This window comes from Bacteroidota bacterium, assembly GCA_018266835.1.
In the GTDB taxonomy this organism is placed as follows: domain Bacteria; phylum Bacteroidota; class Ignavibacteria; order Tepidaquicellales; family Tepidaquicellaceae; genus JAFDZO01.
Genome location: JAFDZP010000002.1, coordinates 1,080,626 through 1,103,392, shown reverse-complemented (window position 1 = coordinate 1,103,392; position 22,767 = coordinate 1,080,626). Strand labels below are relative to the sequence as shown.

The window sequence follows — 22,767 nt, the reverse complement described above, 5'->3', positions numbered from 1 at the left end:
AAAGTTAGGTTTTAAATAGTTAAATCGTAACAAAAAAATATTGCATCATTTCGAATAACAATAAACGAACAACCATCAACGAAGCTTAGCTCATCCAATTCGTCTTCGCTTCAGCATTCCATTTAATGCTTGTCTTCTTTAATTGTGTCCAGAATTCTATTGAGCTCTTACCTGTAATATCGCTTGTTCCGAATTTCGATTCGTTCCAACCGCCGAAGGAGAACGGTTCACGCGGAACAGGAACTCCGATGTTTACGCCAATCATTCCTGCAGATGCATGTTCCATTACGTATCTTGCAAAACTTCCGTTTTGTGTGAATACAGATGCTGCGTTTCCGTAGTTCGAGCTGTTTTCAATTTTAATTGCTTCTTCAAGTGAATCTGTTCTTAAAATTGCGATTACAGGTCCGAATACTTCTTCTTTTGCAATTGCCATATCGGGAGTTACATAGTCAATAACCGTAGGTCCTACATAAAATCCGCCTTCATGGTCAGGCACTGTTGCATTTCTTCCGTCAACAAGTACTTTTGCGCCGAGCTTTTCTGCTTCAGTGATATATCTTTCGATTCTTTCTTTTGCTTCTTTTGAAATAACTGAACCGAGATTTTTTCCCGGAACGATTTTCTTTGATTCCTCTACTAATTTTTCTACAATGTGGTCAATCGGTCCTACGCCTACCATTGCAGATGCAGCCATACATCTCTGACCTGCGCAGCCTGACATTGAAGCAGCAACGTTTGATGCAGTCATTGCAACGTTAGCATCAGGTAATACTATTAAGTGGTTCTTTGCTCCACCAAGCGCAACACATCTTTTTAATGTGCCTGTTGAACGTATATAAACAATCTTTGCAACTTTTGTTGAGCCGACGAACGAAACTGCTGCAATTCCCGGATGGTCGCAGATTGCTTCTACTATATCTCTGTCTCCGTTTACAACATTGAACACTCCGTCAGGAAGTCCTGCTTCTTTAAGCATATCTGCAATGTAGCTTGATGTAATAGGTACCTGCTCAGATGGTTTCATTATCATACAGTTTCCGAGGGCAAGCGCATTCGGAATTGTCCAGTGAGGAACCATGTGCGGGAAGTTGAAAGGAGCGATGGAAGCAACTACGCCTAAAGGAGCGTGGTCAATTCTGCACTCAACACCTTTGCTTACTTCAAGAATTTCACCGCCGATTAACTGCGGTAATGAACATGCAAATTCTGTAAGTTCTATGCTTTTTTCAACTTCAGCTCTTGCTTCGTCTATTGTTTTGCCGTTTTCTAAGTGTGTAATGTAAGAAAGCTCGTCCATGTGCTTTTCCATCAGAGTTCTGTAGCGATAGAAAATCTGTACTCTTTCTTTTATAGGAGTTGCTGACCAGGCAGGAAACGCTTTTTTAGCGGATTCTACTGCTGCGTCTAAATCATTTTTCTTTGAAAGGAGAACTTTTGAGATAACTTTACCGTCAATCGGTGAAAGTACGTCCATTCTTGCCTGCCCGTTAGAAGTGAACTTTCCGTCAATAAAATTCTTTACTTCGGAATATTTAATCTTTTCCATAATGTTTTAAAAAGTTGGTGTTTTTAGTTGAATATTGAGTATAACGAAAAATTTCGGATAATTAAATACTTTTTTAAAGCATTGACGCTCTGCAAAATAAGTGCAAAAAATTAGTAAATTCTTATTTAATAATATTAGAATTATATTTAGTAATAATCATTTTTACGCATGAACGAAAATATTCTAAACCCCAAATTCGGGTACACATTTGCAGATTTGTTTGTCAGCGAAAAACTCAGAAATCTCTCTGAGGATTTTTATAAGTATTTTGAAAGCGCGAATTCTGAAAAATTTGAAGAATTTAAGAAATACCGCGATTCCCTGGGCGAGGGCTATACTTATATTCAGGCATCTGAAGTAATAATGAATTCCAGCGTTTACCTTTCCGATTTCCTCGGAGAACTTTTTAATGTACAGGAACATCTTTCAAAATATCTTGATGAGGCACAGTACAATGAAGATATATTTTTATTTAAAAAAGAATTTGTTCAGAGAAAAGTATTCAGAAGATTTAAACCTGCCGACCTTGAAAATATAAACTGGCCGGAACTGGATGCTTTTGTAACAAAAATAAAATTATGCTTTGCAGATAAATTAGATTTTGATGTTGATGAAGAAAAATTCACTGCAAGATTTGTAAACGAGCTTGCCGAGCTTGAAAAAAATTACAGATGGTTTTATGAAGGCGATAAATTCGCTCCCGAGAATTTCCAGATTCCCGATAATTATAAAGCCTGCGCGGCAAAGTTAATCCCTGAAATAAAAACAGCAAGCGGAATTACTGAAGATGAAAAGGAATACGATAATATTAAATTCCTTATGGAAAAAATTATGCAGTGGGTTTTTGCAAAACGTCAATATGATAAAGACGCTGCAAAATGGGTTTCATACTTCGAGCCTGAGAAATTAGACTTTGACCATCTTGTTCACACTGAAACTCCCGAACCAAACTTTCCTGAAAAACTTGAAGGCGAAGAAAAACATTTTATACAGAGAAACGGATTTGAGCTTCACGACCACAGAATGAGCGAAAGGCAGATTCTGAATCAGGTTGATTATTGCATGTATTGCCATGACAGGGAAAAGGATTCATGCTCAAAAGGACTAACGGACAGATTCGGCGCTTTAAAAGCTAATCCACTTGGAATAGAACTCACGGGCTGCCCGTTAAATGAAAAAATTTCCGAAGCGCATTTGCTCAGAAAAAGTGGAAGACCGCTCTCTGCGCTTGCAATTGTAGCAATTGATAACCCAATGTGTCCCGGAACAGGGCATAGAATTTGTAATGACTGTATGAAAGGATGTATTTACCAGAAACAGGAACCCGTAAATATACCTCAGGTTGAGACAAATACGCTAAGAGATGTAGTAAATCTCCCATATGGATTTGAAATCTACACGCTTCTCACACGATGGAATCCTATTAATATAAAACGTCCTTACGCTGAAGAATACAATGGCAAAAATGTATTGGTTGTCGGTATGGGACCTGCTGGTTACACCCTTTCACATCATTTATTAAATGCGGGATTTGGTGTAACGGGAACAGATGCGTTGAAAATTGAGCCGTTGTTTGGTGAATATACAGGAATAAATCCTTTAACGAATGAAAGAAGTGAACCGAAAGCAATAAAAGATTTTTCAAAAGAAATTGAGCAGGAGCTGGATAAGAGAATTATGCAAGGCTTCGGCGGAGTTACAGAGTACGGTATTACCGTCCGCTGGGATAAAAATTTCTTATCGATGATTTATGTAAATCTTGCGAGAAGAAATAATTTCAGATTATATGACGGAGTGAGATTCGGCAGCTCAATAAAAATTGATGACGCATGGGAAATGGGATTTGACCACATTGCCATTGCAGCGGGAGCAGGAATGCCGACGATAGTTGATATGAAAAATAATCTTGCAAAAGGTGTAAGAAAGTCGACTGATTATTTAATGTCACTGCAGTTATCAGGCGCAAGCAAGGATGATAATCTTACAAGCACGATGATTCAGCTTCCGGCAGTAGTTATCGGCGGGGGATTGACTGCAATTGATACTACAACGGAAACGGCAGCATATTATCCTGTTCAGGTAAAAAGAGTTTTAGACAGATACGAAAAGATAACGGCAGAGAAGGGTGAAGATTATTTCTGGAGCACATTCAATGAGGAAGATAAAGAGATAATAAAAACTTTTATTGCTCACGGAAAAGAAGTAAGAGCAGAAGAAGAGCTTGCAAAAGTTGAGAACAGAAAAACAAATTATATAGATTTAGTCAGAAAGTTCGGCGGAGTTTCACTGGTATATCGAAAGAGAATGCAGGATTCACCGGCATACAGACTGAACCACGAAGAAATAAAAGAAGCGCTTGAGCAGGGAGTTTATTTTGTTGAAAACTTATCTCCGACTGAAATTGTTAAAGACAAATACGGAAGGGCAGAGAAAGTAATTTTTGAAAAACAGACAGTAGAAAAAACTGAGGACGGAAAAATAAAATACAGAAGCAGCGGTGAGTTTATTGAAATGCCTGCAAAGACTGTTCAGGTAGCCGCGGGAACATCGCCGAACTCAATGTATGAATTCGAAAATCCAGAGACTTTTGAGATGGATGCCAAGTGGCAGTATTTCAAAACGTTCAAACCTGTAAAAGGTGATGACGGTAAGTATTCACTGGAAGCAGTAAGCACTAAAGAAGACGGTTTCTTTACATCATACAATAAGAACGGAAAGTTCATTTCCTTCTACGGAGATATTCATCCGAAGTATGTCGGAAGCGTTGTGAAGGCAATGGCATCTGCGAAGAAAGGCTCATGGGATGTTGTAGATATTTTAAAAAATGAAGAAGGTAAGTTTAAAACTTCAAAAGAATTTTTTGAAATTACTGATGAAAAATTTGTTGCAAGAGTTCATTCTGTAAAGAGACTGAACGACAGAACAATTGAGCTTATTATAAAAAGCAAATCCGGCGCTGATAAATTTAGCGCGGGACAGTTCTTTAAATTACAGAACTATGAAGTGCTGACTGAAAAGAAGAACGGAATCTCGACAGCATTTGAAGGTGTTGCTCTTGCAGGTGTAAGCGCAGATAAAGAAAACGGTCTGCTTAAATTTGTTGTTATTGAGCGCGGAGTTTCAACCTCACTCATTAAGAATTTAAAAGAAGGCGAAAAAGTTTTCTTGATGGGACCGACAGGTAATACGCCTAAGATTTCCACGGGACAAAATGTCCTTATTGCAGGAGGCGGTTCAGGTAATGCAGTGCTGCTTTCAGTTGCGCAGGAATTAAAAAAGCAAAATAATAACGTTTTGTACTTTGCAGGATACAGAAAAAATGATGAGGTTTTTGACAGGGAAATAATAGAAAGCTCCAGCGATAAAGTTATATGGTGCTCGGAAGAAGGAGATATAAATCCTGCAAGAGAACAAGATACATTTTTCAAAGGCACTATCATCGAAGGAATTAAAAATTACGTTAGTAACGATAAAGATCTGAAACATATAAATAAAATTATTACGGCAGGAAGTCCTGAAATGATGCAGGGAATCCGTGATGCGCGAAAAACATTTTTAAAAGAATATCTTAACGGACACGAAGCAGTTGCAAATATTAATTCACCTATGCAATGTATGATGAAAGCGGTCTGCGCGCGATGTCTGCTGAGAAATGTTGACCCTGAAACAGGCAAAGAAAAATTTGTTTATTCCTGCGAATGCCAGGAGCAGAAGCTTGACGAAATTGATTTTTCTAACTTAGAAGAGAGATTAGAGATGAATGCTCCTATGGAAAAACTCAATAGATTATATTATGAATGTTTTGTGAAATAATATTTATTTAATTTAATAGGATAATATCATTATTCTCCCCTAGGATATGACGGCGGATAGGACCGCCTTTACCTGTATCTCAAAAATTATATGTCCAAAAACTCCAACAATACAGAAATTATTGATGCTAAATCCATACTACCTGCTCTTCTTGAGAGCTTGTCTATTGGTATTGGTGTTTATAAATATGTCTATGGTAAAAAAGGGGAGATAGTTGATTTTGAAAAGATCATCGTAAACTCCGCGACTGAAAAAATGTCCGGACGCACAAAAGAAGAACTGCTTGGTAAAAGAATTGGTGAAGAATATCCCGGAATAAAAGAAGACGGCATTTTTGAAAAACTTGTGAAAGTTGCTGAGACCGGAGTACCGCTGGATATCGAACACTTCTATAATCACGAGGGATTCTCAACCTGGTTCAGATTAAGGGCAGGTAAAATTGAAAACGGATTAGTTATTACTTTTGAAGATATTAATGAGCATAAAATATTCGCAGAAGCATTAAAGAAGAGCGAAGATAAATACCGCAACCTTGCAGAAAACCAGCCTATAGCAGTTACACGTTTTAATATTGAGAGCAATAAATACGAGTTCGTAAATAAAGAATTTGTTCGTCAAACAGGTTACAGCAGAGAAGAATTTGATAGTCTTAGTCCCGAACAGCTCCGGGATATAATTTATCCCGAAGATGCAGAAAAGGTTTTGGAAGAGTATAGAAAATGGAAAGATGAAGATTATAAAACCAATCTGCGTGTTGATTACAGGATTAAAAACAAATCCGGACAAATTGTATGGCTCGATACATTTCTTTATGCAGAGTACAATGATAACGGAGGTGTTCAGTGCATCAATCAGTTATGCATTGATGTCACAGATATCAGAAAAAAAGAAGAGGAATACAGAAAAACACAGGAGAGATATAATTTAGCAATAACTGCAATCAAAGACGGTATATGGGACTGGGATTTAAATATAGATGATATATTCCTTTCAAAAGCATTTCTTGATATAATAGGATATACAAAAGGAGAAATACCGGATTTCAGAAAATTCTGGGAAGACGCAGTTCATCCTGATGACAAAGAAACATTATATAATGCTCTGCATGATCATATTGACGGAAAGACAGATGTATTTACAAATCTTCACAGGATAAAACATAAAAACGGTGAGTGGATATGGGTAGAGTCAAAAGGTAAATGCTTCAGAGATGACAAGGGAAAAGCTTACAGATTCCTTGGGACATTGACGGACATATCTGAGAGAAAGAAAACAGAAGAAGAAATTATTAATGCCCGCAAAGAAGCTGAGAATGCCTTGAAGACAAAGGCAGAGTTCCTTGCAACGATGAGCCATGAAATCCGAACACCTATGAATGCAGTAATAGGTATGTCAGGTTTATTAATGGAAACAGAGTTAACAGAAGAGCAGAGAGAGTTTGCTGATACTATAAGATTAAGCGGAGACCATCTGCTTACAATTATCAATGACATTCTTGATTTCTCAAAAATAGAATCTGAAAGATTAACACTTGAAGAGCAGCCGTTCGAGCTCAGCTCATGCGTAGAAGATGTTTATGATTTAATGGGGCCTCGCGCATTGGCAAAGAGACTGGATTTACTGTATCAGATAGACTCACAAATCCCGCATATTATAGTAGGTGATGTTACACGCTTAAGACAAATTCTCGGTAACTTAGTTTCTAACGCAATTAAGTTTACAGATTTTGGTGAAGTGTTTACATCTGTAGATTTAGTTAAACGTGACGGTGATGATTTATTGCTTTCATTCTCTGTGAAAGACACTGGAATCGGAATTCACGAAGAAAAGAAGAAGAAAATTTTTGAAGCGTTCTCCCAGGCAGATTCATCAACAACCCGCAGATACGGCGGAACAGGCTTAGGACTTGCAATCAGCAGCAAGCTTGTTGAAATGATGAAGGGTGAAATATGGGTAGAGAGTGAGTTCGGCAAAGGCGCAACATTCCATTTTACAATTAATGTACAGGCATCAAAGCAGCAGATAACAAAATTATATCAGAGCGGACATATTCCTGAAATCAGAAATAAGAAAATTCTAATTGTTGACGATAATAAAACGAACAGAAATATTCTTGTACAGCAGGCGAAGTCATGGGGAATGGCTGCCGAAGCTTATGAAACAGGCGCAGAGGTTTTAGAAGTACTGAAGACAGATAAAATTTTTGATCTCGCAATTCTTGATATGCTTATGCCCGACATGGACGGACTTGAACTGGGACAGAAGATAAAACAAATTTCGGGACGCGAAGCTTTACCTATGATTATGCTTACATCTGTTGGGAATTTAAAAGAGTATAAAGAACCTGCCAACAATATTTTTGCCGAGTATATTTCCAAGCCGATTAAAAAGAACGAGTTATTCAATGTGCTTGTAAAAGTGTTGACTAACTCTGCAATTTCATTCGGAAGAGAGCAGACTGAAAACAAGCTTGATAAAAAGCTTGCAGAAAAACTCCCTCTGAAAATTTTAGTAGCTGAAGATAATTTAATAAACCAGAAGCTCGCAGTTAGGTTGCTGCAGCAGATGGGTTACTCAGCAGATGTTGCAAGCAACGGACTGGAAGTTCTTGAAGCCTTGAACCGCCAGCATTATGAAATTGTGTTTATGGATATACAAATGCCGGAGATGGACGGGCTTGAAGCGACCAAACATATTTTAAAAAACAGAAAACTTGAACTTCGCCCGAAAATTATTGCAATGACAGCAAACGTTATGCAGGGCGATAGAGAAATATGTCTTGAAGCAGGAATGAATGATTACATAGGCAAACCTATTCTCATAGAGGAAGTACAGAAAGCATTAATAAAGTGGGGTAAGGAAATACGCGCTGAAAGAGAAATGCGCAAGATGCGTTTCAGCAAAACTTTTCTGGATATGGATGTTGTGAACGGATTAAAAGAAATAGGAGATAAAGGGTTTGTTGATGACATGGTAAAATTATATATTGACCAGTCAGTTGAATTAATAGATAGTATAAGAGAAAATTCTGCAAAGAGTAATTTTGACAGAGTGTTCCTTGATACACACAGTCTTAAAGGCTCAAGCTTAAATCTTGGCGCAAGAGATATTGCCGAGCTGTGCAGACAAATTGAAACGAAGATAAAAGAAGTAGATACACCCGGCCTTATGTATTTAATAAAAGAACTAGAAAAAACTTTCGAAGGCACCAAAGAAGAACTTCTCACAATAAACAATTAATATAAAATCCTCCTGTCAAAATTAAAAAGTAAATACGTCTGTCAGAACTGCGGCTATGCAAGTCCCCGCTGGAGCGGTAAATGCCCCGAGTGCGGATTATGGAACACGCTTGTCGAAGAAATTATTGATACTCATACGGAAAAACTTGCGCGCAAAGTTGAACTTAAAAGCCAGAGCGCAAACATAAAATTAATTACGGAAATTGAGACCTTTGGAGAGAACAGAATTCAGACAGGCATTGAAGAGCTTGACAGAGTTTTAGGAGGCGGAATTGTCGGAGGCTCAGTAATTCTCATAGGTGGAGATCCCGGTATAGGGAAGTCAACTCTGATGCTACAGATTGCCGATAAGATAAAAGACAAAAGAATTTTATATGTGAGCGGTGAAGAATCTGCACTGCAGATAAAAATGCGAAGCGACAGACTGAATTTTCATCTGGAAAATTTTTATATTCTATCTGAGACAAATCTTGAAATAATACAAGCCGTTATTGACAGCGAAGAGCCTGAGCTGATTGTAATTGATTCGATACAGACGGTTCACCGCAACGATATTGAAAGCGCGCCGGGGACGGTATCGCAGCTGCGGGAATCTACAGCCCTTCTTATTAATATTGCAAAAACAAAAAACATCCCTATATTTGTAGTCGGGCACATTACTAAAGACGGTATGATTGCCGGACCGAAAATTCTTGAGCATATGGTAGACGTTGTGCTACAGTTTGAAGGAGAACGAACCCATGCTTACAGAATTTTGCGTGGGATAAAAAACCGTTTCGGTTCAACGAATGAAATAGGTATTTTTGAAATGACGGAAATGGGATTAAATGAAGTTAAAAATCCCAGTGAAGTTTTTTTATCGCAAAGAAATTACGGAGCATCGGGCTGCAGTATCTCTTCTGCAATTGAAGGAACCCGTCCGATTTTGATTGAAGTACAGGCGCTGGTATCAGCTACGAGTTATGGAATTCCGCAGAGGACTTCGATGGGATTTGATTACAAGAGACTGAACATTATGCTTGCGGTGCTTGAGAAGAAACTTGGCTTTCATTTAAACAAAGCCGACGTGTTTTTAAATATTGCAGGGGGTGTGAAGATAGATGAGACGGCAATTGATTTAGCTGTTGCAATGAGTATATGTTCGAGTTATAAAGATATTCCGATAGACTCTGAGACAGTTATTCTGGGAGAAATAGGATTATCGGGTGAAGTGAGGACGATTTCATATTTAGATAAAAGAGTTAACGAAGCGGCAAAGCTGGGCTTCAAAAGAATTATTGTTCCGAAGAGTAATCTTAAAGGTTATAATACGAAGAAGGATTTTGAAATTATTGGAGTGGAAAAGATAAAAGATGCGCTCGATAAGTTGTTTTAAAAATTAAGTTAAAAAAACTAAAAGTTTCATGGACCAAATAAAAGAAAATTTTATTGAAGCTCAGAAAGTTCTGGAAAAATTTCTTTCAGACGATGCTAATTTTGAAAAGATAAAATCGGCAGGTGATTTAATGGTTGATGCTTTGAACAAAGGAGGAAAAATTATTTCGTGCGGTAACGGCGGCTCAATGTGCGATGCAATGCACTTTGCGGAAGAGCTCACTGGAAGATTCAGAGATGACAGGAGAGCAATCGGCGCTGTTTCAATATCGGATGCATCACATTTAACATGTGTTGGTAACGATTACGGATTCGACAGAATTTTTTCGCGATATGTTGAAGGTCTGGGAAGAGAAGGTGATGTATTGCTTGCCATTAGCACTAGCGGTAACTCAAAAAATATCCTTAATGCAGTTGATGCTGCTAGAGAAAGAGGAATGAAAGTGGTCGGCTTGACAGGCAAAGACGGGGGTAAGATGGCAACGGTCTGCGATGTTGAGATACGTTCGCCGCAATCGAAGTATTCGGACAGAGTTCAGGAAATTCACATTAAAGTCATTCATACTTTAATAGATTACATAGAAAGAAATTTAAAAAATTAATTCCCTCTATAAATGATAAGCAAAACCTTTTACAGACATATAATTGACCAGGAAAGAAATATTCCTGATGCAACAGGACAACTTTCCGATTTGCTTGCCGATATTGCATTAGCATGTAAAATAATTTCACTGGAAGTAAACAGGGCGGGCTTAATAGATATACTTGGGTTTACAGGCGATGAAAATGTTCAGGGTGAAGCTGTAAAAAAACTTGATGTGTATGCAAACGATATGCTGACAAATACAATGAAGGCAGGCGGGCATATCTGTGCAGTGTGTTCGGAGGAAGAAGAGGAGTTTATCCCGCTTGAAGATAAATATATCCTGAACAACACAATCAGCAATAAATATATTTGTCACTTCGATCCGCTTGACGGCTCATCGAATATAGAAGCAAATATTTCCATAGGAACAATTTTTTCAATCTATAAAAGAATTTCTGAAAGCGGTCCCGGCACGGAAGCTGACTGCCTGCAAAGAGGCACTGAACAGGTTGCGGCAGGATATGTTGTTTACGGCTCAAGTACGTTTTTAGTTTATACAGCAGGTAAAGGGGTGCATGGATTTACGCTTGACCCTACAGTCGGTGAATTTTTACTGAGCTATGAAAATATGCAGATTCCTAAAAAATCGAAAACGTATTCTACTAACGAAGGAAATTATTGCAAGTGGTCGGAAGGAATGAAAAAATATATAAATTACCTGAAAGAAGAAGATAAAGAAACTAACAGACCTTACTCGTCAAGATACGTCGGCTCGCTTGTTGCAGACTTCCATCGTAATTTATTATACGGCGGAATTTTTATTTATCCTGCCGATAAGAAAAACAAGAACGGAAAATTAAGACTGATGTATGAAGCGAATCCGCTTGCATTTATTGTTGAGCAGGCAGGCGGCAGAGCATCTACAGGCAAAGAAAGAATATTAGAGGTTGTTCCTCAGGCGCTGCATCAGAGAGTTCCGTTGTTTATCGGAAGTGAAGAAGATGTACTGTTAGCAGAAAAGTTTTTGAAAGAGAACGATTAAATTGTCTTAATTATTAAAATTAATTTGGCTTATTTATAATTGAGCCTTTGCGGAAGTCGTTGATGTTGGAGTTATTGATGTTCATTATTATAAGTACTGTATTATCGTAATTCTCTACTTTAGTATATTCAAGAATTTTATCAGCAGGTGATTTTTGATTCCCTTTTACTGTAGAAGCAAGTTTTGAGAGTGAAAGCAATCCCGTTATATAAGTCTTAAAGAAGTTTGCAGTCTCGCCGTTTTTAAACTCCGTTTGTATATAAAAATTCAGGTCGTTTTCCATCTTTGCAGAAAAAGATACGGAAGAAATTTTATCGTAAATATTTTCTATGCTGATTTTATTTGAATCAATTTCTTTCTGCTCATTCTTTCCATCAGCTTCAATTTTTGATTCAAGAAAATTCATAAATATTCCTCTGATGAACATCTGCTCTTTGGAGATCATCCACAAATTTTCCTTGTTGTAAATTTTTTCAATTGCAGATATCATTTCAGGATTTTCGAGCAATCCCGTCTTTGAAGTATCTTTCACTGCAGTCATTCCGTCAATAATTGTCATATAGTTGCTTGCGCAGATTGAGAAATTATCTTTAAAGAAAAAATAAAGACGGTTATCATTTTTCATATAAACGGGAGTTCCGTCTTTTGCAGCAGCTTTTGAAAAATTTGAATCGTTAGCGAGGTAATCGTTAAGTTTCTTTCTGTCAAAAATTCCTTTAAGTACAATTGAATTCTCTCCCATCCATGAATTTGAATAATACAGTTCATCAAGTCCTTCTGAAATAGATGCGCCGGTTGCAACTTTGAAAGTATTCAGTAAGCTTCCGAAAGTTCTTTCGGCGTTGAGTAGGGAATCTGAAACGTTTGCCTTCCAGAAAGGAGTTTTGTTCATGCTTTTAAAATTTATATAAAGCACAAACTGCGGGTCTTTCTGAAGCAGATTGAAATTATTTTTTACGGATAGAGGAAGCTGCTCAATCTTCGGAGCATTATTTGAGCACGAGAAGAATAATAAGCTTAAACATATTAATACTGTTATATGAGAGAAACGATAAAGCATTAATATTTTTTAATAATCTTTCTTTTTAAAAAGATAAATTGATGCAGATAAAAAAGTTATCAGAAATAGAGCTGAAGTTACTACTGGCTGCCACGATTCTATCTTTTCCTTCTTTATTATATTTGCTGTAATAACCTGAAGATCTCCGGGCTTCGGCAAAATATAATAGAAGAAATTAATTATGAACTGCCCGACATTGTTTGTAACGAACTGAAATAAAAATGTCTCACGTGAAGCTAAGAAGGGACAGATTAAAAATATTAAAAATATATTTATTAAAATTGAAAGTATCGAACTTTGCGAAATTATACCTATGAAAATAACTAGTGAGTATATAACTGCGAATGAAAATGTAAGCATGAAGATTGATGAAAGGAACGATGCGTTCCAGTAGCCGAACTTCAGCGAAACCATAAGCCATACACCTCCGAGAAGATACACAAGACTTCCGAATATTAAAATCAAACCGCCTGTGAATTTGCCTAAAATGATTGTTGACCTTGATACAGGTTTGGATAACAATAAATCAATGTTTCCTTTTTCAAGCATCGACGGAATAATAGAAGAAACTCCGATAAGGCAGAAAGTAATAAGTAATAGGTAAGAAACACTGAGTATAAATGTTTCCGAGCCGATTACAAATTCATTGATATCGTTACCTGCCATTGCGGCTACTCCCGTGACTGACTCTGTATTTAAAAATACAAGAAAGCCGAGAAGTATAAGTGTGGATATTATAAAGAAGCCGAGAAAAATTTTCTTTGCGATGGCTTCTCTGAGAACTCCTGATATAAGTGTTTTAAAAATCACAGTTGTTTTTTTAATTTTGCTGACCGATTAAGTTAATGAACATATTTTCAAGTGAATTCTTTTCTTTCGTTAAGGTTAAAATGTTCACATTGTTCTTTCTTAGCATATCTATAATTGAATTGAGCACTTCAGGTGAATCTGAATTCACTAAAAATTCATTTTTGCCGTGAAGAGTTGCAAAGTGCTGGCTCAGTAAAATATTTATTACTGCATCTGATAAATCCGAAGTGGCAAATGTATGCTGATTGCCGCTTGAAGTAATTTCATCAATGGTGCCTTCTTTTATCAGCTCGCCTTTGTTGAGAATAGCAACTTTGTTGCAGACTAATTCAATTTCGCTTAATAAATGCGAGTTAAGAAAAATAGTTTTTCTTTTTTCTTTCAGTCCGATTAATATATCTCTAATCTCTTTTCTTCCAATCGGATCAACTCCGTCAGTAGGTTCATCAAGGAAAATCAAATCGGGTTCATTTATCATTGCCTGAGCAATGCCGAGGCGCTGCATCATTCCTTTTGAATATTTTTTTATCTTTGTCTTCTTCCATTTTTCCATATCGACTATTCTCAGATATTCATCGCTGCGTGATTTCACCTCAGACTTTGTAAGTCCGCTTAACATTCCGAAGTAATGCAGAACCTGTTCGCCCGTAAGATAATTCGGGAACTTGTGATTCTCGGGAAGGTAACCGACTCTTTTTTTATACTTTTCATTCTTAATGCTCTCGCCGAAGATGGAAACTTCTCCTTCAGTCGGGTAAACAATTCCGAGCAGGACTTTTACAAGCGTTGTCTTTCCTGCGCCGTTGGGACCAAGCAGACCGAATATATCGCCTTCCTGAACATTGAAAGAAAAATTTTTCAGAGCAGTGATTTTATCTTTGCTAAATCCGCTACCCTGATACTCTTTTCTTAAATTCTTTGTTGAAATTACTTCCATTAGTTAGATTGTAATTAATTTAATCTGCTGTCACTTTTTAAAATACTTATAACATTTGTAATATGCTCTTCAAGAGGAATACCTATTTCTTCTGCGGCAAGCTTTATATCATCGCGGCTTACGTTTCTTGCAAAAGCTTTATCCTTCATCTTCTTAATGATGCTCTTTGCTTCTACGCTATTCATTCCGTCCGGTTTCATTAATGAGTACGCAGTTACAAATCCTGTTATCTCATCACATGCAAAGAGATATTTTGCAAGGTTAGTTTCTCTGGGAACATTAGTTCTATCGGGGTATGCATGCCCTAAAACTGCATCTATAAACTCTTTATCATAACCGTGTTCTTCAAGGATTGGTACTGCAGTATTCGGATGTGTATCAGGGTACATTTCCCAGTCGAGATCATGGAGCAGTCCTGCATCTCCCCATTTGTTTTCATCTTCGCCAAGCTGTTTTGCATAATATCTCATGCATGCATCTACTGCATAGCAGTGCTTACGGAGATTTTCGTTTTTAATGTACTGATGGAGTAATTCTGTTGAAGTCATTTTTACCGGTAAAATAAAAGACTATGTGAAATGTTTTAAGTATTCGTTAAAATCTTTCCTGCTCATTCCGTTCGGTTTTTCTTTTTCAGCTTTATCGTAAATATATAACTGGTTGATATTTTTTCCTTTTGTAGGGGAAGAATGATTTATCTCTTCCCAGAATTTTTCACTGCTGCTCACTTCGCATCCGCAGACTTTTGCCAGCGCAGTTATTTCGTTATCGGAGCTTACTACTTTAATCGAATTCTTATTGTAATTCTCTTCTATAAACTTTCTTATAATTTCATCTGCCGTTTTTGCGCCTGAGTAAATTACGTTGTGAACTTTATCATCGCTGTGACCGTCAAAAACAAAAATTATCTTTGCTTTAATTTTTACTCTTCCTTTAACTGCTTCGACTAATGTACGCCGCGTGTTATCGGGACTTGCGCTGAAGCTCTTCTTAAAAGAAGGAATTTTATGTAAAAGATTATTGCCGTCTATGATAATTGTATTCATGTTATTCTAAATATAGTCTAATATTTTCTCGCCTAATCTTATAATTGATTTTATTTCACCTGAATTAATCGAAGTATGAGTTTTAATCACAAGCTTATCTCTTAAAATCATTACCTGAAATGAGTTCTCTTTGCACCAGTTAAAATCATGAACAATTGCATCTTCAACTAACTCGGTTAAAACTCTTTTTACGGAGTTTTTATTCTTTGCAAAGACGTAAAAATTTCTAATAAAATCTCCCGTGCTTCCGCAGGGGACTATGTTCATTTCTTTTACCTGTGCATCAACATCCGGATTTAAAATCTTGCCGTCAAAGAAAACACTTTGTATATGATTAAAAAGCTCGGGCTTAGAAATTATATTTGTCTTCCTGTGAATAAAAATCGTGTTGGGATTTTTATTCAGGTCGGCAGAAAATTTTATATAATCGTAATGCTTATTCTCAGTGTATCTGTCATTCTCGCGGTTAAAAACTTCCTGCAGCTTCCACTCATATTTCTTAACATAACCTTTCAGTTCATAGTTCGTGTATTTTTCGGGAAGATGCTTGTACTCGTATTTTTTACCGGTACCTGCATCTGCACCAAGAAGCTGATTTGTTAAAACTCTTCTTTTATAAACGTCCTTATAATAATAAACAGCCAGCCCTATCAGCACAGATGCAATAATAAACAATATAAACGCATAATCGCCGGCCATATTTAAAATAAAAGTTTAAGGACGAATTCTGTTCGGCCTTCTTGCAAACGGAATTGCTTCACGGATATGTTCAAGATTGCAGATCCAGCTTACCATTCTTTCAAGTCCCATACCGAAACCTGAGTGAGGAACGCTTCCGAATCTTCTTAAATCCAGATACCACTCAAATACTTCCATAGGAAGTTTGTGCTCATGAATTCTTTCAACAAGTAAATCGAGGTTATCTTCTCTTTGTGAGCCGCCGATAATTTCTCCGAATCCTTCGGGAGCAAGTACGTCAACTCCAAGAGCTATCTTCGGATCGTTCGGGTCACGCTTCATATAAAATGCCTTTGCTTCTGCAGGCCAGCGGTGAACCATTACAGGTTTATCGTAGTCTTCAACAATTGCTTCTTCATGCGGAGCCCCGAAGTCCTCCCCCCATGGGAAAGGTCTTATCTGCTCTTCGCCGTTTGCTGTTTTTCTTATAAGCGGAATATCTTTCTTTCTTAAAATTTCAATTGCCTCATCGTAAGTTACGCGCGGGAAAGGTTTTTTTACTTTCTCAAGCTTAGTTACATCTCTTTCAAGAGTTTCAAGTTCAGTCTTACAGTTTTTAATAACTCTCTGCACAACGTATTCAAGGAAGTCTTCGATTAAATCCATATCGTCATCTATATCATAGTAAGCCATCTCAGGTTCCATCATCCAGAACTCAGTAATATGTCTTCTAGTCATCGAGTTCTCTGCTCTGAAAGTAGGACCGAACGTATAAACTTTCCCTAGTGCCATTGCGCCGGACTCTGCGTAAAGCTGTCCCGACTGCGATAAATAAGCTTTGCCTAAATCAAAGTAATCGGTTGAGAACAATGTGCTTGTTCCTTCTACTGCGTTTGGTGTGAATATAGGTGTATCGAATAAAACGAAACCTTCTTTGTAAAAATAATCTCTGATGGATTGGACAATCTCATTTCTTACCTTCATAATTGCAACCTGTCTTTGTGAGCGCAGCCATAAGTGACGTCTATCCATTAAGAATTCAATTCCATGTTCCTTCGGAGTGATAGGATATTCTTCTGCAATCTGAACTATTTCAAGATCAGTAACCTGAAGTTCATATACATTTTCTTTTTTCGGATGCTTGCTTACTTTACCTTTGACTATTACGGAAGATTCCTGAGTCAGTTTGCCGAAGTCTTCCCAGATCTTTTCTGAAACTTCTTTTTTAGATACAACTCCCTGGATTAATCCTGAGCCGTCTCTGAACTCGGGAAACATTAATTTTCCTGATGAACGGATGTTGTAAAGCCAGCCTTTAATCGTGACTTCTTTATCTACATGTTCCGATATTTTGTTTATGTATACTCTTTCCATTACTAATGAGATTGAATTAAATTAATGGCTAAAATTAGCGAATATAGAGGTTTAATTAAATGGATTAGAAAATCTATAAAAAATCGTTTATTTTCGAATAACTTTTCCGGATACATCCATTTTACAAATTTTTTATCTGAGATTCTTATACTCTAGATGAATAAAGCTTCATTAAATTACCTTCTCGAATTTTCCGTAATTGATTCTCAAAAGCGGGAAGAATATCTCAATAAGCTTCTTAACAGAAAGAATGCGTCCGGACAAAAGAACGTGAAGCTGCTTAAAATTATTTATGGATACGTTGATGCGGATAAAATAAACTACTGGAATTCAGCCGCCGTCTGCAAAGAGCTTGGAATTAAAAGCGGTGAGCTTGATACGCTCAAGTCACGGCTGCTTGCTGATTTCCGGGAGTATGTATTCAACTGGGAAAAAATTGAAAAGGAGCTAAGGGAAAACTTTAAAGGAACTGACCTGGAATTTGATTTTCTCAAAGCGAAGAGAATGAATACAATAGGAATGAAGAAGGAGATGAAGACTTTCCATCTGAATATAATCGGGCAGATAGATAAAGACAGGAAAGAGTTTGCCAAAAATTATAATCTCACAGCGGCGCAGGTATTTCTATATGAATATGAAAGTGTTGAAACCCTTGGGCATTATTATTATGTACAGAAAAATTATCCGCAATTCCTGGCATTTTATAACAGACTTGAAAAACTTTACAAAACAAAAAATAAGTATTCCATTTCAGAGGCTGAAGAAGCAACCGTAAATGTAAGGCTGTTTCTTACGCGTTCATACAAGCATGTTTTTAAATTAATCAGTGATAAAAATTATTTATCTGCGTTAAATAATCTTTATGCTGCATATGAAATTATAAAAGAGTTTGATCTGGAGGTTTACAGATATGGTATTCCGCTTTTAATTGCGCTGATTCAATTCCGGCTGAGTAACAACGAAAAACTAAGAATAATCTGCAATGAAATTGCTGAAAAGGCTGATAAAGAAGGAAGGGAATCTGAAGCGGCTGTTGCTAATTCATATCTGGCGCTGCTGGAATTTAATGACGATAAAAACAAACGTGTAGAAGTAGAAAGCAAAATAAAAGAGTATTACGAAATCTGCTCACGAATTGCTCCGTACAGCGCACATACATTTCTTCTTATAAAGTATTATGTTCATATTATGTCATATGACATTGATTCGAGAAGCAGCGATGCATTAATGAATCATGCACTTGCAAATGCAGTGCTCTCTTCAAATAAAGCTTTCGTATTTCTTACATACTATCAGATTGAGAATGAAAAACACTTTGCAAAGATTCTGAGATTTGAAAACGATAGAAATACTATGCCTGAGTTTCTTGCTCCGGAAAATGATATCCTTGATAATTTTCAGAAGGTCCTGAGTAATATTATTATAAGCATGAGGGAAAGTATTTCACCTAATACATTAAGTAATATTTACATCACTTTTTTATTAATAATTTTTTTGAAGAAGGGAGATATTGATATTCAATATGCTGAAGTTATAAAAGGAAAGCTTCACAGAATGATGAAGACAAGAAATCTTGCAATAGATTTCAACCTCTACGATGCGATTACACTGGCTTTCAAGATGCAGGAAGATTTTCCCATTATAAAGAAAGCGGACTTTATTAATAAGTATTTATATCAGCTTAAAACTACCTGCGATAAAATTCAGGAAGGAAATAAGAACAGCATTTATTCCGTATCGGCTCCCTACTCAATTCTTTACACACTTGCAGTCCGGCTTAAATTGACGGAAATATGGGACTTATTGAAAAAATATGACTGGCGTGAGCCGTAGGCAACATTTTTGCTTTTCCGGTGTATAATAAATAAACTGATTTTGAAGCATACGAACCCAAATAAGAAAGCACTTGCAATCTATTCTAATCTTAAGTAACTTTGTAGTACAAAGTGCTTTTTAAAATTTTAGTTTTGTGTATCGTTAAAATTAAATTATAAACATCTGATATGAAAATTCCTTCCCTTACCCTGCTTTATGAAGATGCAATGGAAACACTGCAAAGATTTCCATTTGTAATTTTAGTGTCAATTCTCGGTTCAATTCTTATGATGTATCTTATAGAAATTGAAGCGGAGCCGGGAAGAGACTATCAGCGTTTATACAATGTAGTTATGTGCTGCGGACTGGGAATTTCATTTCTGCTTTCACTTACATTACGCAATGAAGTTTTCAAGCTGCCAACAGGAAAAAATTATCTCATTCAGGGAGCAGGTATAATTTTGCTTGCTGTTTATTATTTTACACTTCCTGCCGACCTCGGCTTAATTGAAATTACAAGATTTCTTCTTTTTGCTTTAGGTTTTCATCTGCTGGTTTCTTTCACGGCATTCATGAATTCTGATGTTGAACATCAACAGAACATTGATGCATTCTGGAGGTTCAATAAATTATTTTTCCTGCGAATACTTACATCGGTTCTGTTCTCTGGCGTTTTATATGCAGGGCTATCAGTTGCTATTCTTTCTTTTAACGAGCTTTTCGAGATGCACATTAAGGGAAAAATTTATGCTCAGCTTTTCTTTTTAATACTCGGTGTTTTTAATACATGGTTCTTTCTTGCAGGCATTCCGGAAAACTTAAATGATTTTTATCAGGAAGAAGTTTACCCAAAAGCATTAAAGCTCTTTACACAGTTTGTTCTGCTTCCGCTGGTTACAATTTACCTTGTGATACTGTATCTGTACATGGGAAAAATTATCATTCTGTGGAATCTTCCTGTGGGATGGGTATCATATTTGATATTATGTTTCTCAATAGCGGGAATTTTTTCGCTGCTTCTTATATACCCTATAAGAAATTATGAAGAGAACAAGTGGATAAAGGTTTTCTCAAAATCATTTTATATTGCACTCCTTCCTTTAATAGTTTTGCTTTTTATCGCAATATTAACAAGGCTGTTTGAATATGGAATTACAGAAAAAAGATATTTCGTATTTGTGCTAGCATGCTGGCTTACATTTATATCACTTTATTTTTTGTTCAGCAAAAAGAAAAATATAAAATTAATTCCTATAACACTCTGCCTGCTTTGCTTTATCACATCATTCGGTCCGTGGGGAGCTTTCTCAGTATCTCAGCGCAGCCAGATGAGCAGACTTGAAAAACTATTAACAGACAATAAAATATTAGTTGACGGAAAAATTAAGCCGATGGATAAAACTGCTCATCAGAACATAAGCGATAATGATGAGGGCAATATCAGTTCAATAGTTCATTTCTTTGCAGAAAGAAAATCAATTGATGTCCTGCAAAAATGGTTTGATTCCAGCCTGGATTCAATTAACAGTAAAAATTCTTATTCACAACCGGGAGATGTAATGAAACTAATGGGACTGCAATATAAATCTTACTTCAGGGAAAACTATAACTCTGAAAAGAAAAATTATTTCAATTATTATTTCGATAGAAGCACAGTGACTAAAATTTCTGATTACGATTATTATTCTCCTCTAAGTGTTTACAGACAAAACGAAGAAAAAGATTTTCTACCTGATTCCACCTATGTAATTAAAATAGATTCAAACAAAATAGGAATTACACTACTGAGAGAGCCTGCAATGATGCGGGTCGACCTTAACGGAGCAGAGATATCTGTGTATAACTTTAATCCGCTGATTGACAGTTTAAAAGCAGAAGATCTATATAAAAAGCTGCCGGCTGATAAAGGAAACTTTATAATTGATAACAATAAAATAAAACTGAACTTCAATCTGGAAAGCATGGGAGGTTACTTCAAAGGCAAGACACCTATGATAAACTCAATTGCAGGTAATGTTCTTATTAAAATAAAAAAGTAAAGAAAAATATATTGTGAAGCCTCACGAAAGTGCGGCTTCACGTTCTTTTATGTTATACTCGTTGCGCTCTGAATTTTTATGCTCTTCGCAGCAGGAGCGTTTTGTTTTTACATCGCACTCTTCGCAGCATAAAAATTGCGCATGGCACTCAAGCTGAGCGCAGTTTACATATCTTTCACATGGCTCGCCGCAGTGATAACACTTTGAAACGATCTGATGCGGCTCTGCTGAATTTATATCAACTGAAATTCTTTCATCGAATACGTAGCATTTGCCAAGCCATCCTTTGCCTTTAACTTCTTTATCTTTTCCGTAGTTTATTATTCCACCGTGTAAATGATTTACATCTTCAAATCCTTCTTTTAAAAATAATCCCGTCAGCTTCTCGCATCTTATTCCGCCTGTGCAGTAGGCGAGGATTTTTTTGCCTTCGAACATCTCGCGGTTTTTTCTTATCCAATCCGGGAATTCTTTAAAGACTCTTACCTCAGGTCTTATTGCATTGGGAAAGTGTCCTAAGTCATACTCGTAATCATTTCTTCCGTCCACAATAACAACATCATCTCTTTGTAATGCTTCATAAAAATCTTTCGGTTTAAGTTTCTTACCGCTTATTTCATTGGGATCTATATCTTCATCAAGGTTCATAGTAACGATTTCACTTCTGTGTCTTACAAACATTTTTTTAAAAGCATGTTCATCGGCTTCATCAATTTTGAACTCCATTTTTTCAAAACGCGGGTCCATACGCATTGCAGCAATGTATGCGTTAGTCTGGTCGATGGTTCCTGAAATTGTTCCGTTAATACCTTCGTGTGCAATTATAATTCGCCCAAGCACTCCCAAGGATTTGCAGAATTTTAAATGAAGCTCTGCATATGCTTCTGAATTTTCGATCTTCGTATAGAGGTAGTAAAGCAGGATTCTATAAGGTCGTACATTTCTTTTCATATTCGGAAAATAATAATAACGGTAAAAAAATTTAATGCAAAAAGTACATTACTTCCCCCTCCTTTACAAGGAGGGGGACTGAGGGGGTGGTTAAGTGCATAAATATAATTCTTAACTTATTTGGATACTTTCCTGATTTGAAGATGTAGTAGAGCCTTATGATTTCTATCAGGAAATTGTGTCAAGCGATTAAAAATTATTTTCCCTATTAGCAGGAATAGGTAAAAGTACTTCAGAACGGAAAATAAAAATTGATATATTGTAAGCAGCAATTCGGGGGCGCTCGCGTCCCGACGAAGTCGGGACTTGCTCAAACTAAAAAATTGAGTTCCTCAATTTTTTAGTTTGAGCAAACGAACCTTCGGTTCGTGCGAGCGCCCCCTGCAACTCGATGCAATTTATTTTGCAGAAGAATCCGTCAAAAATTCATCAATTTAGAAAAATATTAAGAAGT

Annotated in this window: 16 protein-coding genes; 7 read left to right on the top strand and 9 right to left on the bottom strand. The window is 36.7% G+C overall.

The annotated features are described in order from the left end of the window. Positions 1 to 85: 85 nt before the first annotated feature. A complete protein-coding gene (locus JST55_06570; GenBank protein MBS1493153.1) occupies positions 86 to 1,540 on the bottom strand; it encodes a CoA-acylating methylmalonate-semialdehyde dehydrogenase in 1,455 nt (484 codons plus the stop codon). A 177-nt stretch (positions 1,541 to 1,717) separates the two neighbouring features. On the opposite strand from JST55_06570, the gene JST55_06565 reads away from it, so the two are divergent. The 5 genes from JST55_06565 to fbp all read left to right on the top strand — a co-directional run bounded on the left by JST55_06565 (position 1,718) and on the right by fbp (position 11,603). Beyond that, on the top strand, positions 1,718 to 5,362 hold the full coding sequence (locus JST55_06565; protein MBS1493152.1) for an FAD-dependent oxidoreductase: 3,645 nt from the start codon (positions 1,718 to 1,720) through the stop codon (positions 5,360 to 5,362). A 90-nt stretch (positions 5,363 to 5,452) separates the two neighbouring features. Next, on the top strand, positions 5,453 to 8,602 hold the full coding sequence (locus tag JST55_06560; GenBank protein MBS1493151.1) for a response regulator: 3,150 nt from the start codon (positions 5,453 to 5,455) through the stop codon (positions 8,600 to 8,602). 12 nt (positions 8,603 to 8,614) lie between these two features. Continuing rightward, on the top strand, positions 8,615 to 9,976 hold the full coding sequence (gene radA, locus JST55_06555; GenBank protein ID MBS1493150.1) for a DNA repair protein RadA: 1,362 nt from the start codon (positions 8,615 to 8,617) through the stop codon (positions 9,974 to 9,976). Between the two features lie 28 nt (positions 9,977 to 10,004). Beyond that, on the top strand, positions 10,005 to 10,577 hold the full coding sequence (gene lpcA / locus JST55_06550) for a D-sedoheptulose 7-phosphate isomerase (protein MBS1493149.1): 573 nt from the start codon (positions 10,005 to 10,007) through the stop codon (positions 10,575 to 10,577). Positions 10,578 to 10,589: 12 nt separating this feature from the next. After that, positions 10,590 to 11,603 (top strand): class 1 fructose-bisphosphatase, encoded by a 1,014-nt coding sequence (gene fbp / locus JST55_06545; protein MBS1493148.1) that lies wholly within the window; start codon positions 10,590 to 10,592, stop codon positions 11,601 to 11,603. A gap of 19 nt (positions 11,604 to 11,622) precedes the next feature. Here the strand turns inward: fbp and JST55_06540 are convergent, their stop codons facing one another. Genes JST55_06540 through asnS form a run of 7 tightly spaced genes read right to left on the bottom strand, consistent with a single transcriptional unit; the run spans position 11,623 to position 17,508 of the window. Next, a complete protein-coding gene (locus JST55_06540; GenBank protein MBS1493147.1) occupies positions 11,623 to 12,663 on the bottom strand; it encodes a hypothetical protein in 1,041 nt (346 codons plus the stop codon). Positions 12,664 to 12,672: 9 nt separating this feature from the next. Continuing rightward, complete coding sequence (locus JST55_06535) at positions 12,673 to 13,473, bottom strand: ABC transporter permease (GenBank protein ID MBS1493146.1); 801 nt, start codon at positions 13,471 to 13,473, stop codon at positions 12,673 to 12,675. A 10-nt stretch (positions 13,474 to 13,483) separates the two neighbouring features. After that, entirely contained in the window at positions 13,484 to 14,410 is a 927-nt protein-coding gene (locus tag JST55_06530) for an ABC transporter ATP-binding protein (protein MBS1493145.1), read from the bottom strand. Positions 14,411 to 14,424: 14 nt separating this feature from the next. Continuing rightward, positions 14,425 to 14,958 (bottom strand): HDIG domain-containing protein, encoded by a 534-nt coding sequence (locus JST55_06525; GenBank protein MBS1493144.1) that lies wholly within the window; start codon positions 14,956 to 14,958, stop codon positions 14,425 to 14,427. 21 nt (positions 14,959 to 14,979) lie between these two features. Beyond that, positions 14,980 to 15,456: an NYN domain-containing protein gene (locus tag JST55_06520; protein ID MBS1493143.1), complete on the bottom strand. Its 477-nt coding sequence runs from the start codon at positions 15,454 to 15,456 to the stop codon at positions 14,980 to 14,982. A gap of 6 nt (positions 15,457 to 15,462) precedes the next feature. Continuing rightward, positions 15,463 to 16,155, bottom strand: coding sequence for a hypothetical protein (locus tag JST55_06515; GenBank protein MBS1493142.1), 693 nt, complete (start codon positions 16,153 to 16,155; stop codon positions 15,463 to 15,465). Positions 16,156 to 16,170: 15 nt separating this feature from the next. Continuing rightward, complete coding sequence (gene asnS / locus JST55_06510; protein MBS1493141.1) at positions 16,171 to 17,508, bottom strand: asparagine--tRNA ligase; 1,338 nt, start codon at positions 17,506 to 17,508, stop codon at positions 16,171 to 16,173. Positions 17,509 to 17,664: 156 nt separating this feature from the next. Between asnS and JST55_06505 the strand changes: the two genes are divergently transcribed. Then, positions 17,665 to 19,341: a hypothetical protein gene (locus JST55_06505; GenBank protein MBS1493140.1), complete on the top strand. Its 1,677-nt coding sequence runs from the start codon at positions 17,665 to 17,667 to the stop codon at positions 19,339 to 19,341. Between the two features lie 170 nt (positions 19,342 to 19,511). Continuing rightward, the gene (locus JST55_06500) at positions 19,512 to 21,362 is read left to right on the top strand and encodes a DUF4153 domain-containing protein (GenBank protein ID MBS1493139.1); all 1,851 of its coding nucleotides are present in this window, start codon (positions 19,512 to 19,514) and stop codon (positions 21,360 to 21,362) included. 21 nt (positions 21,363 to 21,383) lie between these two features. On the opposite strand, the gene JST55_06495 is transcribed toward JST55_06500, so the two are convergent. Beyond that, positions 21,384 to 22,313 carry a rhodanese-related sulfurtransferase gene (locus JST55_06495; GenBank protein ID MBS1493138.1) on the bottom strand — a complete coding sequence of 310 codons (930 nt, stop codon included), beginning with the start codon at positions 22,311 to 22,313 and terminating at the stop codon, positions 21,384 to 21,386. Positions 22,314 to 22,767 lie beyond the last annotated feature (454 nt).

Bases quoted from the DNA above. Each gene is read 5' to 3' on its own strand.
- JST55_06565 (MBS1493152.1), top strand. From the start codon at position 1,718: ATGAACGAAAATATTCTAAACCCCAAATTCGGGTACACATTTGCAGAT.
- JST55_06560 (MBS1493151.1), top strand. From the start codon at position 5,453: ATGTCCAAAAACTCCAACAATACAGAAATTATTGATGCTAAATCCATA.
- lpcA (MBS1493149.1), top strand. From the start codon at position 10,005: ATGGACCAAATAAAAGAAAATTTTATTGAAGCTCAGAAAGTTCTGGAA.
- fbp (MBS1493148.1), top strand. From the start codon at position 10,590: ATGATAAGCAAAACCTTTTACAGACATATAATTGACCAGGAAAGAAAT.
- JST55_06540 (MBS1493147.1), bottom strand. From the start codon at position 12,663: ATGCTTTATCGTTTCTCTCATATAACAGTATTAATATGTTTAAGCTTA.
- JST55_06530 (MBS1493145.1), bottom strand. From the start codon at position 14,410: ATGGAAGTAATTTCAACAAAGAATTTAAGAAAAGAGTATCAGGGTAGC.
- JST55_06525 (MBS1493144.1), bottom strand. From the start codon at position 14,958: ATGACTTCAACAGAATTACTCCATCAGTACATTAAAAACGAAAATCTC.
- JST55_06520 (MBS1493143.1), bottom strand. From the start codon at position 15,456: ATGAATACAATTATCATAGACGGCAATAATCTTTTACATAAAATTCCT.
- JST55_06515 (MBS1493142.1), bottom strand. From the start codon at position 16,155: ATGGCCGGCGATTATGCGTTTATATTGTTTATTATTGCATCTGTGCTG.
- asnS (MBS1493141.1), bottom strand. From the start codon at position 17,508: ATGGAAAGAGTATACATAAACAAAATATCGGAACATGTAGATAAAGAA.
- JST55_06505 (MBS1493140.1), top strand. From the start codon at position 17,665: ATGAATAAAGCTTCATTAAATTACCTTCTCGAATTTTCCGTAATTGAT.
- JST55_06500 (MBS1493139.1), top strand. From the start codon at position 19,512: ATGAAAATTCCTTCCCTTACCCTGCTTTATGAAGATGCAATGGAAACA.
- JST55_06495 (MBS1493138.1), bottom strand. From the start codon at position 22,313: ATGAAAAGAAATGTACGACCTTATAGAATCCTGCTTTACTACCTCTAT.